Below are 13,221 nucleotides of genomic sequence, written 5' to 3'. Positions count from 1 at the left end.
CGGCCGTCTAGAATCCAGCCGATGGCGATCGTCCTCCTCTTCTTCGCGTCCGGCTTCGCGTCGCTCGTCCTCGAGACGGTCTTCCGGCGCGACCTGGGACTCCTCACCGGGAACGCCGTGACCGCGACCTCGCTCACGCTCGCCGCGTTCCTCGGCGGTCTCGCGTTCGGCGCGAGGATCTTCGGCGCCGCCGCCGACCGGACGTCGCGCCCGCTCCGCCTCTACGGGATCCTCGAGCTGTCGGCGGCGGGGAGCGCCGCCCTGACGGTGGGCCTCCTGACCTTCGCGCGCGGTGCGCTCCTCGTGCGGTCGCCCTTCGTCGAGGCTCTCGTCGCGATCGTGCTCGTCGCCTGCCCCGCGGCGTTCATGGGCGGGACGCTGCCGCCTCTGGTCCGGCATCTGACGGTGAGGGAGCGAAAGCTCCTGCCCACGCTCTCGATCCTCTACGGGGTCAACACGCTCGGCGCCGCGCTCGGTGCCGCGGCGGCGGGGTTCGTCCTGTTCGAGACGCTCGGCATCGTACGCACCGCGGGCTTCGCGATCGCGCTCGCCGTGGCTTGCGGTGTCTCCGCTCTCGCGCTCGATCGAGGTTCCGTGCCGTCACCGCCGCGACCCGAAGCCCCTGACGCGCCTGGTTCAGGAGCCAAGACGGCGGTCATCTGCGCGACCCTCGGCGGCACGGCCGCTCTCGGCTACGAGGTGCTCTGGACGCGCCTGCTCGCCGTGCCGCTGCGGTCGTACTCGTACTCGTTCAGCCTCATGCTCGCCCTCTTCCTCGCCGGGATCGTCCTCGGGTCGCTGGCGCTCGTGGCGGTGTCGCGGCGGATTCGCGATCCGCTCGCGGCGCTCGGCGTCGTGCAGATCGCGGGCGGGCTCGCCGTCGCGGCGAGCGTCTTCGTCCTGCCGAGCCTCCTCGCCGTCGATCCCGACGCGCGCGGCTTCGGCGCCCTGCTCGCGGCGGGGTTCCTGAGGGGCGCGCCGATCGTCCTTCCCGCGACGATTCTCTCGGGGATGGCGCTCCCGCTCGCGGTGCAGGCGTTCGGCGGGCCCGCGGCGCGGCGGGGCCGTGCGGTCGGTGCCGTCTATGCGGCCAACACGGCGGGCGCGCTCGCGGGATCGCTCGCGGCGGCGTTCGTTCTCCTTCCGCTCCTCGGAGCGTCGCGGGCGCTCGCGATCCTGGCGACGCTGAGCGCGGTCTCGGGTGCTTTCGCCCTCCGGCGAGCGGTCCCCGGAGCACTCGCGATCGCGGCCTGCGCCGCGGTGGTGTTCGTTCCGGTGGGGCCGGTGACGCGTGCCTTCTCGACCGCGGGGCGCGGGCCGTCGGGCGATCTCCTCTTCTATCGGGAAGGGACGACCGACACCGTCGCGGTCATCCGGCGCGCCTACGGCTTTCACGACGAGGACGCGAAGAGCGAGATCGTCAACGGCATCGCGATGACCGCGACGGTGAAGCCGGTCTGGCGGTACATGGCGGCGGAAGGCCACCTCCCCGCGCTCTTCGCTCCCGCCGGCTCTCCCGCCCTCGTCATCTGCGTCGGGACCGGGATCACGCTCGGCGCCCTGGCGTCGCACGCGACGGTTCCGTCGATCGACGCGCTCGACCTCTCGGAGTCGGTGATCGCGGCGCTCCCGACCTTCTCGCGCGAGAACGCGGAGGTCGTCCGCGACCCGCGCGTGCGCCTCGTGCACGATGACGGCCGTCATGCGCTCGCGCTCTCGCGGGTCGCGTACGGGCTCATCACCGTCGAGCCGCCGCCGCCGATCGTCGCCGGCTCGGTCCACCTCTACACGCGCGACTTCTACCGCGAGTGCCGCGCGCACCTCGCCCCGGGCGGCGTCGTCGCGCAGTGGCTGCCGCTCCACGCGCAGAGCCTCGACTCCGCGCGCGCCCTGGCGCGGACGTTCCTCGACGCGTTCCCGCACGTCCAGCTCTGGCTCCCGTCGATCCGCGACGCCGTGCTGCTCGGCTCCGACCGTCCGCTCCGGCTCGACGCCGCGCGCCTGGACGCGGCCTACGCAAACCCGAGGACGCGCGCGAGCCTCGAGGCCGCCTACTTCGAGACGCCGGCGGCGCTCCTCGGTACGTTTCTCCAGGGCCGCGACGGGGTGGCCGCGTGGTCGGCGGGCGCGGACCTGATCACCGACGACCGGCCCTGGATGGAGTTCTTCCACCGCTACGGTCCCAACATGGGCGACCGTGAGATCGCGACACTCCTGGCCCCGCCCACCGGCGGGCTCGAGTGGCTCGACGGCGCCGGCGCGTCGCTTCTCTCGGCGACGGCGGCCGAGCGCCGCGCTCATCTTCTCTACGTGCAATCCGAGATCGCCGGCGACCCCGCGGCTCAGCGCACCGCCGCCGCGCTCAGCACGGCGACGCGATTCGGACGGTACCGGCTCGGATGCGATGAGCCGCAGCTCCTGAGCCTCGCGCGCTCCACGAGCGAGGGCGACGCGTGGCGGCGCCAGACCGAGCTCTGCCGGCGCCTCTTCCCCTGACCCGCATGCTCATGCGGGTGTCCGGGTGTGCGGCCGCGCCCGATACTCCTGCCCCGAAGGAGGCCGTCATGCGTAAGTCACTCGTGGTCGCGCTCGTGTCCGTCTGCGCCACCGCCGGAATCGTCATGGGCGTTCGAGCGGATGCTCCGAAGACGCCGTGGAAGATCACCGGGCAGCTCGAGGAGGCGTGCAGCTGCTCGGCGGCATGCCCCTGCTGGTTCGGATCGAAGCCGACGCGCATGGCGTGCGGCGGCGGCGAGATCCTCTTCATCGAGAAGGGGACCTACGGCAAGGTCAAGCTCGACGGGCTCGCCGTCGGCGCGATGAGCAAGAGCCCCGACGGCAAGGCGATGATGGAGTCGTTCGGAAGCTGGGACTTCGTCACCTGGTACATCGACGAGAAGGCGACGCCCGAGCAGCGCGAGGGGTTGAAGGCGATCGCGGGCCAGGTCCTCGTCCCCGATGCTTCCAAGAACTTCGAGACGCGGGTCATTCCGATCACGCGTACGATCAACGGCAAGGAGCACAAGATCACGCTCGGGAAGTACGGCGAATTCTCGGGCCATCTCATCGACGGCGGCATGGGCGGCGAGGCCAAGATCACGAATCCGCCGGGCGCCGATCCGGTCCACCGGGAGTACTCCCAGGGCCTGACCACGATGCTCGCCTACAACGACGCCGGACAGAGCTGGAACTACGAGGGCTCGAACTACATGTACGGTACCTTCACGGTCACGAGCGACGAGTACGAGAAGTTCGCCGCCGGGCTCGCCCAGAAGATGGCGGGCATGAAGAAGGGCAACTAGCGGGTCGCCGTGTCGAGCGCGCGGCGCACTTCGTCCCAGCCCGGCTCGAGCTCGAGGGCCTTCCGGAAATCGGACGCGGCCTCCCCCTTCCGTCCGCGCGCGGCGAGGAGGAGGCCGCGGTTGGCCCACGACGCCGCACGGTCGGGACCGTAACGGACGGCGAGATCGAATTCGGCGAGCGCGTCGTCGCTCCGTCCGCGCCGCGCCAACGCCATCGCGAGGTTGAAGTGTGCGAGGGCGTAATCGGGACGCGCGGCGATCGCGTCTTTCAAGCGGTCGATCCCTTCGTCGACGCGCCCCGCGGCGATGAGCGCGTTCCCGAGGTTGTTCGAGATCTCCGGATCGCGGGAGCGGGCCAGCGCTCGCGAGAAATGAGGGATCGCCTCGGCGACGCTCCCCCGCTTCATGAGCAGCGTGCCGAGGTTGTCCTCGGCGCGCGGCTCGCCCGGCAGGATCGCGAGCGCGGCCTCGAAGTGCTGGGCCGCCTCGTCGAGGCGTCCGTCGCGAGCCAAGAGAACACCGAGATTGTTGTGCGCCACGTAGTTCCGCTCGGTATGCGCGAGCGATTGCCGGTGGACGCCCTCGGGATCGCGCCAAACGGCGATCTGGCGCACCGAGAGGACCGCCAGGACCGCCGACGCCGCGAGCCCGATCGCGAGCGTCGCACGTGAGGCGACGAGCTCGTCGATTCCCCACACGATCGCGATCGCGATGCCGATGGACGGCAGGTAGGTGTAACGGTCGGCGTGCGCCTGCTCGCCCACCTGGACGAGACCGATGACCGGAACGAGGGTCACCAGGAACCACGACCAACCGACGAAGACATAGGGCGCGCGACGACGCGCGATCCACGCGGCTGCGGAGACGAGGACCAGGACCGAGAGCGAGGCGGCGACGCGAAGCGTCGACAGCTCGTCGGGGCTGACGTATCCGGGGTGCGGGTAGAAGAAGGCGAGCCCCGACGGCCAGATGATCTGGCGTAGGTAGACGGCGACGCTCACGAAGGCGTTGGCAACGCGCACCCCCGCGGGAAGGGTCTCCCACGATTCGACCGCGCGGCCGCCGCTCTGCGCGACGAGGGTGACGATCGCGCTCAGCGCCGCGAGGGCGAAGAGCGGCACCTTCTCGCGGAGGGCGCGGCGCCGGTACGGCCACGTGTCAAGGAGCAGGAGCACGATCGGGAGCGTGACCATCATCGGCTTGGCGAGGAGGGCGCACGCGAAGAGCAGGACGACGATCGCGAATCGCCGGCGAGCCGGCTCCTTCACGTAGGCGCCGTACGCGAGGAGCGTCGCCGTGGCGAACGCCATCGAGAGAACGTCCTTCCGCTCGGCGATCCACGAGACCGATTCGACACGCAGCGGATGGAGGCCGAAAAGCGCCGCGGCGGCGAGGGCGAGACCGTCACGACCGGTCGCGTGGGCGAGCACGATGAAGAGGAGCGCCGTCGCGAGCGCGTGCAGGAGCACGTTGACGGCGTGCGGTCCCGCCGGTCCCGGACCGAAGAGCGTCGTGTCGACCTCGTGCGAGATCCAGGTCAGCGGATGCCAGTTCGCGGCGTCGGTCGCGGTGAATGCCCACGCGATCCCGGCCGGCGTCAGACCCGCCCGGACGTGGGCGTTCTCCGTCACGTAGCGCGGATCGTCGACGTCGGAGAACCCGTTCTCGATCGCGGCGGCGAAGGTCGCCGCGACGGCGGCGCCGAGGAGCACCGCGACCAGGAGACGCCGCCGGGCGGTCAGACCGCCAGGCATTCCTGCATGACCGCCATAACTCCATTATGGCAGTTCGCGATGCCTCTCCCGCGCCGGCGTCGCTCGCGCTTCGCGCTTGACCCTCGGAGCGTATGATCCCGCGAGAAGGAGGGATCCATGCGCGCACCGCTCATCCTCTCGGCTCTGCTCATCGCCGGCTTCGCCGCCGCGCAGACGACGAGCTACGACATCCGTAGCGGCGAGGTGCTCTCCGTTCAGGGGAACAACCTCGTCGTCCGCGGCCCGCAGGGTGTCCGCGAGTTCAACATCCCCGAGGACTTCCGGTTCGATCTCGACGGCAAGCAGCTCAGCGTGCACGAGCTGAAGCCCGGCATGAAGCTGACGGCGCTCATCAGGACGACGACCGCGCCGATCGAGCTGACGACGACCGAGCTCCGCAACGCCGAGGTCGTCCACACGATCGGCAACGCCATCGTCGTCAAGAACACCGACACCGGGCAGTACCGCAAATTCACGAGCGACGAGATGAACGACCTCGATCTCGTGATCTACAAGGACGGCAAGGCGGTCCCGCCGAGCAGCTTGCGCAAGGGCGACAAGATCTCGGCGCTCGTCGTGACGAAGCTCCCGCCGGCGACGCTGACGCAGCAAGACATTGCCGTCCTCGCCGAGAACGCCCCGCCGCCCCCTCCGCCGCCCGCGAAGGCGATGCCGGCGGCGGCGAAGGCGCAGCCGCCGCCTCCACCGCCGCCGGCGGAGAAGAAGCTTCCCAAGACCGGAAGCGAGCTTCCCCTGGCGGGCCTTGCCGGTGCGCTCCTGCTCGGCCTGGGCGCGATGATCACGCTCGGCCGGAGGCTCGCCGCCCGACGCCGCTAGTCATCCCCGTGGTGATGGTCGACGCTGCAGTCGAACCCGGGGTTGAACACGAGCTGACCGTCGTTCCACTGGAAGGCGCCCGTGGGCTGGAAGTGGAGCTGCACGGACGTGGTCTGGCCGGCGACGACGTCGAACTGATCAGCCGGGACGATGGAGGTCCAGCCGCCACCCGGAGGCGTCACGTCGATGACCGTGCCGTCCGAGAGCGTGACGTGGAGCGCACGAATCACCACGACGATCTGGTCGTAGGTCCCGACCGGCAGAGCGCCGTCGGGGAAGCTGGTGGTCCCGCCGTTCATCAGCGCGACGAGATCGACGTCCATCGGCAACGTGACGGTCACCGGCACGAGCTGCCCATCGAGGTTGCGTGCCTCGATCGCCGAGACCGTGATCGTCGCCGCCGTGATGGTGCGGCCGCTGCCGTCGCCCATCGTCATCGACGCGGCGGTCATCGCCTGCGTCGTGCTGCCTCCCATCGTCAAGTGGACCCGCCCCGTCTTTCCGGTGCCGGTCATCGAGCCGGAATCGGCGCATCCCCCCGCCACGAGCGTGGCGAGAGCGACGGCGCACACCGCGGTTCTGATCCGCATGGGGTTTTCCTCCTGCCCTTTTCGGGTGCGAGAAGGCTACGCCCCATGCGCGCGTGCCGCCACCGCGCGTGCTCCACAGAATCAGTCGGGAAGGTGTGAGATCGAGATCAGAACCGGACCGCGACGCCGAGCCTTCCGATGAGAGGATTCACCGCAACCGATTGGCTGCTGGAGCTCGCCTGCAGCTTCACGTCGAGGTAGCGCAGTCCGCCGGTGATCGCGAAATGCTTGCCGAATCCGATGTCGAGGCCAACCGCGGCGCCCCACGCGCTCTCGCTGTCGGTGCCGAGCCCGGAGCTGCCGAAGAAGGCTTGCCCCTGCTGGTTCAGCTCGAGATTGCCCCAGTTCACGTAGGAGTACGACGGGCCGAGGTAGAGATCGACGAGCGACGAGTGGAGCAGGTGGAAGTTCACCGTGCCGGTGAACGGTGAGAACGTCGTGTGGCCGAGCGTCGCCCCGCCGACCTTCACGTCCTGCGTGGCGTCGATGTAGTCGAGCTCGATGCCGATCAGCTTGCCGAGGCGTACTTCGGCGCCGACGTTCCAGCCGACCTGCTTCTCCGCCTTGACGCTGTCGGTGACCGAGCCGACGGTGACGTCGCTCTCGCTGAGCGGCGCGACGTAGGCGGCGCCGCCGTAGAGCTTGAAGTGCGTTCCCTGGGCGAACGCGGGAGCCGCGCCGATCAGCGCGAACGAGACCAATGCGAGAGCGCGCTTCACGCTCATGGTGACCCTCCAGCGAATGCGCCGAGCCTACCGCTCGCGCGCCACGATTTGCAATGCGACGAGAACGTGTCGCCCTACCGAGCGTCCGTGGTGCTCGTCGGCGGCGGCATCGCGCTCGCTTTGAGCGGCGCCGAGCCCCCGGCCGGCGGCGCCGACGTCAGTTCGGTGGTGTCCGCGCACGCTTGCAGCGCGAGCACGAGCAGAGCCGCGACCAGGATCAGCGTTCCCTTGCTTCGCATAAGTCCTCCCATACGGTGATGCCCCCCTTCAGCCGAGCGTGATGCCGAGCGCCGCGACCGCGAGATCGCGCCGCATGCGATCCATGAGCGTGCCAAAGGCTTCGGTGAACTCGGTCTCGCTCGCGAGCGCGTCGTAGTCGAGCGCCGCGATCCACTTCTTGAAGCGCCGCACCGCCTCGACACCGTCCGAGCGGATCCACAGCTCCTCGGAGAGCGCCTTGCGCACGAGCTTGTCCGCCTGCCGGTCGGTCTCGTCGTGGTCGTGGAACAGCCGGATCTCCTGAGGTTGGCCCGACAGGTTGTCGACGAGCTTCGTGTGGATGCGGCGCCAATCGAGGAGCGCCTGCTCCCGCACGGTGCCGGCGCGCTCGAAGAGCCGCTCGATCGCGCGCACGCGCTCGAGATGCGTCGCCTGCCTCGTCGTCTCGGCCCAGTTCAGGATGTCGATCCCCGTCTTGGCCGCGGCGGCGAGAAGGCCGCCGGCGAGGACCAGGAGGAACGTCGATTCGGGTTTCGCGGTGCCGAGCCACGTCGCCGCTGCGACGAGACCCCACACCGAGAGAAGACAGCAGGCCAGCGTCAGATAGCGGAATCCGTTGAAGCGGAGGTTGGCGGCGAAGCGCCGCTCCCGCCGCACCGTGGGGGGCGTCTCAGGGACGATCGCAGGCGCCGGTGCCGGCACCTGCATCTCCATGACCGGTTCGGACAGAACGGCAGATTCGCTCACGGCATCTCCTCCGTGACCTCATCGGTCGCAGTCGCCGGGGGTGCTTGCAAGATCCGTCCTCGGGAGCGGGCGTCAGAAAGGTGAGCGTTTCGCGGCCGGGCGGCGGCGCGAGATAACGGCCTTCGTAGGTCGGCTTACGCTTTTCGGATCCTCACGATCATAGAATCCCGCCTCGTGACCATCGCCGCGCTCCTCCTCTTTGGGGTCGTCGCGACCTCGCCCCTCCATTTTCCCGACGTGGCGCCCGATGATCGCCCCGCGTTCTCGCGCGCGGTGGCCGACCTCGCCGTGCAGGCGCTGCCGCAGGCCGCCGACGACGAGACGCGGTTCCGGCTCGAGCTGGGCGCCGGCCGCTACGCCGACGCGGTGAGGTTCGACCCGTTACCGGCCTCGCCGCGGCTGGCGCTCTTCGCGAAGGCGAAGGCGATCGAGGCCGGCGAGCACGTCCCCTACGACCGGGCCCTCGCCCGGGCCTTCGACGAGACGTTCTCGAAGCTCGACGATCGCGCGGCGTTCGAGGCGGGCTGGTCGCTCGGCGCGCGCGCCGCGGCGTTCGAGCCGGCCCTCGCGCGCGCTCTCGAGCGGGTCCGAGTCCAACCCGCCGTCTCCCTGGACGACGCCCTGGAGCTCGTGAAGACCTGGACGACGATGGAGGCCCTCGACAGCTTCGCACCGACCCTCGCGGCCCTCATCGCCGCCGATGACGCCAAGCGCTACCTCATCGACGACGTGATCATCACCACGAGAGAGGGCGCTCACCTCGCCGCGACCGTCGTCAGGAAGCGATCGGGACCGCCGCGCCTGACGGGCATCCTCGTGTTCACGATCTACACCGATCCCTCGTTCAACCTACGATTCGCGAAGGAGGCGGCGCTCCGGGGCTACGCCGGCGTTCTCGCCGACGCGCGCGGCAAGCGCACGAGCCCGGATGCGATCGTCCCCTGGGAGGTCGAGGCGAAGGACACGTACGGGGTCATCGATTGGATCGCGAAGCAGCCCTGGAGCGACGGCCGCGTCGGCATGCACGGCCTCAGCTATTCCGGCTTCGCGCAGTGGGCCGCGGCGAAGAAGCTCCACCCCGCCCTGAAGACGATCGTGCCGGCCGGCGCCAGCTTCCCCGGCTACGGCCTCCCGATGCAGAACAACGTGATCCAGACCGCGAACTACGCGTGGCCGTTCTACGTGACGGACAGCAAGCTCCTTGACGACGCGACCTACCACGACGACGACCGATGGTCGAAGCTCCTGCGGACCTGGTACCGGAGCGGCCGGCCGCTGCGCGAGATCGACGCGATCGACGGCACGCCGAATCCGGTCTTCCAGAAGCAGATGCGCCATCCCTCGTTCGACCGGTACTGGCAGGCGATGCAGCCCTGGGACGGCGACTTCGCCAGGATCAAGATTCCCGTCCTCACCCTCACCGGTTACTTCGATCCGGCGAACTCCGCCGCGGTGAACTACCTCGTCGAGCACGTGAAGCACGATCCCAGGGCGAACCACTACCTCGTCGTCGGCCCCTACAGCCACACCGGCTCGGTCGCCGCGCGAAAGGATGCGGTCGTCAACGGTTATACGATCGACCCGGTCGCCGACGTCGACGGCGTCGCGCTCGTCTACCAATGGTTCGATCACGTCTTCCGCGGCGGCCCGATGCCCGCGTTGATCCAGGACAAGATCAACTACGAGGTCATGGGGGCGAACGTCTGGCGCCATGCGCCTTCGATCGCGGCGATGGCGAGCCGCCCGCTCACCCTGTACACCTCGAGCGAGCGCAAGGACGGCCGTTACCGCCTCACGTCCGCGAGGTCGTTCTCCGCGGGCGCCGTCGATCAAACCGTCGATCTCGCCGACCGCTCGACCGAGAACAACCTCTACCCGATCGCGGCCTACGCCGACCGCATCGACGACCCGTCCTATCTGACGTTCGTCAGCGACCCGTTCGACGAGCCGGTCTCGATCGACGGCATGATCCAGGGCGAGATCACCGCCACGATCGACAAGCGCGATTTCGATTTCACGTGGGCGCTCTACGAGGCGACGCCGGACGGCAAGTTCTTCAACCTCTCCTACTACGTCGGCCGGGCCAGCTACACACGGGAGATGACGAAGCGCCGCCTCCTGACCCCCGGCCAGGCCACAGCACTTCCGTTCACGCGCACCCCGATCGTGAGCCGCAGGCTCGCGCGGGGAAGCCGCCTCGTCCTCCTCCTGACCGTGAACAAGAACTCGTTCGCGCAGGTCAACTGCGGGACCGGCAAGGACGTGAGCGACGAGTCGATTGCGGACGCGAAGTCGCCCCTGCACGTGACGTGGCACGACGGGAGCTGGATCAAGGTGCCGCTCCGATCGGGGCCGTAGGCTTCCGGATGCGGCGGAGCGAGACCTTGCGGGCCTGAGAAGGGTCCGAGACGTTGTTGAGCTGCACCGGAGTTCCATCCGCCGGAAGGGCGCGGGCATCGACTCCGCTGATCGCGAGGCTCCCCGCGACCGTCTGGTGCGCAAGATCGACGTTGATCCCGCGGGCATGGCGGTCGCCGTCCACACGATCGATCCGGTAGCCCCGGATCGTTCCGCGGACGGCGCTCGCCGCCGTCGCGTAGATCGTGCTCGTGAAGATCGTGTAGTCGACCGGTGGTCCCGCGACCTCGACCGACACGTGGACGTCGTCCCAATCGAGCGTGAGCGTCTTGCCCGCGGCCGACGACTGCGTCGTGATCGCGCTCAGGCCGCCGGCCGGCGCGCTTCGAACGCCACGGGCTTCGACCGTGACGTCGTGAAGCGCGAAGGTGACGTCGTTCTGGAAGTCGAGCTCGAGGACGCGCTGCGACGCCGGGCCGGCGCCGACGTCGACACCGGCGAGCCTGAACCCGGAGCGCGCGATCGACAGCTCGGAGAGTCGCCCCTCCGCCGTGACGCCCGCTCCGGTTTCCGTCGCCTGCGCGGTCCCGCTCCGCTCGAAGCGGCTATCGACGATCCTGAAGCGTCCGCCGCCGAGCGTGGAACGGTGCGCATCCTTGATCATCCAGCCGAATCCATAAGGCGCGTGCACGCCGCCGGTGATCCGCGAGACGCAGCGCTCGTAGACCACCAGCGGTTCCGACCTCGGCGTGTTGTAGTCGACGTAGTAGAAATTTGCGATCGCGGCGTCCTCGATCGTGGTCCCCGAGACGTACGCCGACGCGGTCGCGTTCAGCTCGAGGCCCGTGTCCGCCGCGTATTGCCCGTAGCAGTCGATGACGTAGACGTGCCCGACGCGCGCCCCCTCGCCGACCTGGAAGTTCGACGAGAAGAAGCGCGGCTGCCGCTCGAGGAGAGAATGCCAGCACCGGACGAGCCACACGTCGTCGATGTCGACGTTCGGCGAGCCGTCTGGGGTCCGGATGCCGCCGTCGACGAGGATCCCCCAGTTGCCGCCCTCGATGCGGACGCCTTCGAGGTAGATGCGGGTGATCGTATCGGCGACCGCCTCCCCCGGCATCGCCTGCGACGACAGGATCGCGACGCCGCCCCTGTGGCTCGACATCGTGGGATCGACGAGGAGATCGAATGCGCGCACGTCCTTGATGACGATCGCGTCCCAGTCGACGCGCCGCCATCCGCCGATGCCGCCGCCGTCGACGTAGTTCCCGAAGATGACGTGGTCCTTTCCGCCGAGATGGCCCGCGTCGATCGTGAACCCTTCGATCCAGACGTGGCGCACCACTTGATGATCCGCGGTCAGATCGGGATCGAGGAACCGCGGCGCCCCCGCGGTGAGCTTGATCGTCACGCGCGGACCGCCCACGACCGCCAGCCAGCCGTTCAATCCGGTCGGCACCCGGACCTGGGCGGTCTGCGTGTAGGTCCCCGGCCCGAACAGGACGCGCGCGCCCGACGCCGGGACCGACGCGAACGCCGCCTCCCAGCCGGTCCACGGATGCGTCGGCGTCCCGTCGCCGGCCTTCGCGAACCTCTCGGCGCGGCGGACGTCGGCGACCGCCGCGACCTCCCGACGCGCACCCTCGAGCCATGGAGGAGAGCTCGGCGCTCCTGCCGCAAGGAGCAGCAACGCGGCCAGCATCAGCGTGGGTGTTTCCAGCCGACCGCGGCGAGCAAGAGATCCCGCGCCCACGTCGCGGCATCGCGCGGTCTCGCCGCCTTCCGGATCGCGGCGTACTCACGCTCGGTCAGCCGCACCCCGAGGAGGGAGGAACGGACGTGGCCTTTCGGCATCGGCTTCCGCCCCGGCTTCCGTCGCGTCGCCACGTTTCCGTTATATTGATGTTTAACGGTAATCGCAAGCGCAAATGGAGCAGGAACCACCCGGGCGGGGTCTCAGCGGGGTCTCTAGTCGGTCGGTGCGCGCTGGATCTTGGGGCCGACCACGATGCGGGCGCCGTCGCGAGCGAGGACGACGTCCATGACGTTGTCGATCCCCGCCTCGCTCGCAATCTTGGAGAGCTCCTGGAGGGAGCCCACGGGCTGGCCGTCGGCCTCGTAGACGACGTCGCCGACGCGGATTCCGGCATCGTAGGCCGGGCTCTGCTCCGCGACCGCCGAGACGAGGATGCCGGCGTCCTGAGGAGCGCCGAAGTGCTCGCGCAAGGAGGCCGGCAGCTCGATCGCCTCGACGCCGAGCCAACCCCGGACCAGCCGGACGTGCTCGGGACGTGTCCCCAGGACCGACCGGACCTCGAAGTCGTCGGTTCCCCGTCTCACCGAGAACGTGACGAAGCTCCCGGGCTCGAGCCCCCGGATGCGCGCCATGAGCTCCCCGGGGCTGGCGACGCTCGTGCCGTCGACCGCGAGGATGGTGTCCTTCGCCCTGAAGTGCGATTCGTCGGCGGGACTCCCCTCGACGATCCCCTGGACGAGGACCCCCGACCCGTCGGCTGACGATCCGGTCTGCTCCGCCAACCGGAGCCCGAGCCACCCGGTGGTCGGGGACACGGCTCGAGCCGGCGGGATCACGGCCAAAAGTAGGACCAGGGACGCCATCAGGCGTAGAAGGACGCGCATCGCCAGCCTCCCGAGAACGCGACGGCCAGATTAGGCCTGCTCCGATTCC

At 69.5% G+C, this 13,221-nt stretch carries 12 protein-coding genes; 4 read left to right on the top strand and 8 right to left on the bottom strand.

Translation table 11 applies throughout. From position 1 onward, the window contains the following. Positions 1 to 21: 21 nt before the first annotated feature. Positions 22 to 2,496 (top strand): hypothetical protein, encoded by a 2,475-nt coding sequence (locus tag VFV19_14795; GenBank protein ID HEX4825568.1) that lies wholly within the window; start codon positions 22 to 24, stop codon positions 2,494 to 2,496. Between the two features lie 68 nt (positions 2,497 to 2,564). Beyond that, positions 2,565 to 3,302 (top strand): DUF1326 domain-containing protein, encoded by a 738-nt coding sequence (locus VFV19_14790; protein ID HEX4825567.1) that lies wholly within the window; start codon positions 2,565 to 2,567, stop codon positions 3,300 to 3,302. On the opposite strand, the gene VFV19_14785 is transcribed toward VFV19_14790, so the two are convergent. Then, positions 3,299 to 5,056 carry a tetratricopeptide repeat protein gene (locus VFV19_14785; GenBank protein ID HEX4825566.1) on the bottom strand — a complete coding sequence of 586 codons (1,758 nt, stop codon included), beginning with the start codon at positions 5,054 to 5,056 and terminating at the stop codon, positions 3,299 to 3,301. The genes VFV19_14790 and VFV19_14785 overlap by 4 nt on opposite strands. Positions 5,057 to 5,173: 117 nt before the next feature. Here VFV19_14785 and VFV19_14780 point away from each other — a divergent pair, with 117 nt between their 5' ends. Beyond that, on the top strand, positions 5,174 to 5,893 hold the full coding sequence (locus tag VFV19_14780) for an LPXTG cell wall anchor domain-containing protein (GenBank protein HEX4825565.1): 720 nt from the start codon (positions 5,174 to 5,176) through the stop codon (positions 5,891 to 5,893). On the opposite strand, the gene VFV19_14775 is transcribed toward VFV19_14780, so the two are convergent. The 4 genes from VFV19_14775 to VFV19_14760 form a co-directional block, all read right to left on the bottom strand. Next, the gene (locus VFV19_14775) at positions 5,890 to 6,483 is read right to left on the bottom strand and encodes a DUF4382 domain-containing protein (protein ID HEX4825564.1); all 594 of its coding nucleotides are present in this window, start codon (positions 6,481 to 6,483) and stop codon (positions 5,890 to 5,892) included. The two genes, VFV19_14780 and VFV19_14775, sit on opposite strands and share 4 nt — an antisense overlap. 107 nt (positions 6,484 to 6,590) lie before the next feature. Then, entirely contained in the window at positions 6,591 to 7,208 is a 618-nt protein-coding gene (locus VFV19_14770) for an OmpW family outer membrane protein (GenBank protein HEX4825563.1), read from the bottom strand. Between the two features lie 74 nt (positions 7,209 to 7,282). Beyond that, positions 7,283 to 7,447 (bottom strand): hypothetical protein, encoded by a 165-nt coding sequence (locus VFV19_14765; GenBank protein HEX4825562.1) that lies wholly within the window; start codon positions 7,445 to 7,447, stop codon positions 7,283 to 7,285. Positions 7,448 to 7,475: 28 nt separating this feature from the next. After that, positions 7,476 to 8,174 carry a hypothetical protein gene (locus VFV19_14760; GenBank protein ID HEX4825561.1) on the bottom strand — a complete coding sequence of 233 codons (699 nt, stop codon included), beginning with the start codon at positions 8,172 to 8,174 and terminating at the stop codon, positions 7,476 to 7,478. Between the two features lie 174 nt (positions 8,175 to 8,348). Between VFV19_14760 and VFV19_14755 the strand changes: the two genes are divergently transcribed. Beyond that, positions 8,349 to 10,532, top strand: a complete 2,184-nt coding sequence (locus VFV19_14755; GenBank protein ID HEX4825560.1) for a CocE/NonD family hydrolase — start codon at positions 8,349 to 8,351, stop codon at positions 10,530 to 10,532. Here VFV19_14755 and VFV19_14750 read toward each other — a convergent pair. The 3 genes from VFV19_14750 to VFV19_14740 all read right to left on the bottom strand — a co-directional run bounded on the left by VFV19_14750 (position 10,504) and on the right by VFV19_14740 (position 13,172). Beyond that, positions 10,504 to 12,234, bottom strand: coding sequence for a hypothetical protein (locus tag VFV19_14750; GenBank protein ID HEX4825559.1), 1,731 nt, complete (start codon positions 12,232 to 12,234; stop codon positions 10,504 to 10,506). The two genes, VFV19_14755 and VFV19_14750, sit on opposite strands and share 29 nt — an antisense overlap. Continuing rightward, positions 12,234 to 12,419 carry a hypothetical protein gene (locus tag VFV19_14745; protein ID HEX4825558.1) on the bottom strand — a complete coding sequence of 62 codons (186 nt, stop codon included), beginning with the start codon at positions 12,417 to 12,419 and terminating at the stop codon, positions 12,234 to 12,236. Before VFV19_14745 ends, VFV19_14750 begins: the two co-directional genes overlap by 1 nt. Positions 12,420 to 12,500: 81 nt before the next feature. Beyond that, positions 12,501 to 13,172 (bottom strand): PDZ domain-containing protein, encoded by a 672-nt coding sequence (locus tag VFV19_14740; GenBank protein HEX4825557.1) that lies wholly within the window; start codon positions 13,170 to 13,172, stop codon positions 12,501 to 12,503. Positions 13,173 to 13,221 lie beyond the last annotated feature (49 nt).

The organism is Candidatus Polarisedimenticolaceae bacterium, from assembly GCA_036275915.1.
Lineage (GTDB): Bacteria > Acidobacteriota > Polarisedimenticolia > Polarisedimenticolales > DASRJG01 > DASRJG01.
Note: the sequence above shows the minus strand (reverse complement) of the source record. Positions and strands in the feature narration are given on the sequence as shown.

What these genes read in the sequence shown, in the direction of transcription:
- VFV19_14795 (HEX4825568.1), top strand. Translation starts at nt 22, where the DNA reads ATGGCGATCGTCCTCCTCTTCTTCGCGTCCGGCTTCGCGTCGCTCGTC.
- VFV19_14790 (HEX4825567.1), top strand. Translation starts at nt 2,565, where the DNA reads ATGCGTAAGTCACTCGTGGTCGCGCTCGTGTCCGTCTGCGCCACCGCC.
- VFV19_14785 (HEX4825566.1), bottom strand. Translation starts at nt 5,056, where the DNA reads ATGCCTGGCGGTCTGACCGCCCGGCGGCGTCTCCTGGTCGCGGTGCTC.
- VFV19_14780 (HEX4825565.1), top strand. Translation starts at nt 5,174, where the DNA reads ATGCGCGCACCGCTCATCCTCTCGGCTCTGCTCATCGCCGGCTTCGCC.
- VFV19_14775 (HEX4825564.1), bottom strand. Translation starts at nt 6,483, where the DNA reads ATGCGGATCAGAACCGCGGTGTGCGCCGTCGCTCTCGCCACGCTCGTG.
- VFV19_14770 (HEX4825563.1), bottom strand. Translation starts at nt 7,208, where the DNA reads ATGAGCGTGAAGCGCGCTCTCGCATTGGTCTCGTTCGCGCTGATCGGC.
- VFV19_14765 (HEX4825562.1), bottom strand. Translation starts at nt 7,447, where the DNA reads ATGCGAAGCAAGGGAACGCTGATCCTGGTCGCGGCTCTGCTCGTGCTC.
- VFV19_14750 (HEX4825559.1), bottom strand. Translation starts at nt 12,234, where the DNA reads ATGCTGGCCGCGTTGCTGCTCCTTGCGGCAGGAGCGCCGAGCTCTCCT.
- VFV19_14740 (HEX4825557.1), bottom strand. Translation starts at nt 13,172, where the DNA reads ATGCGCGTCCTTCTACGCCTGATGGCGTCCCTGGTCCTACTTTTGGCC.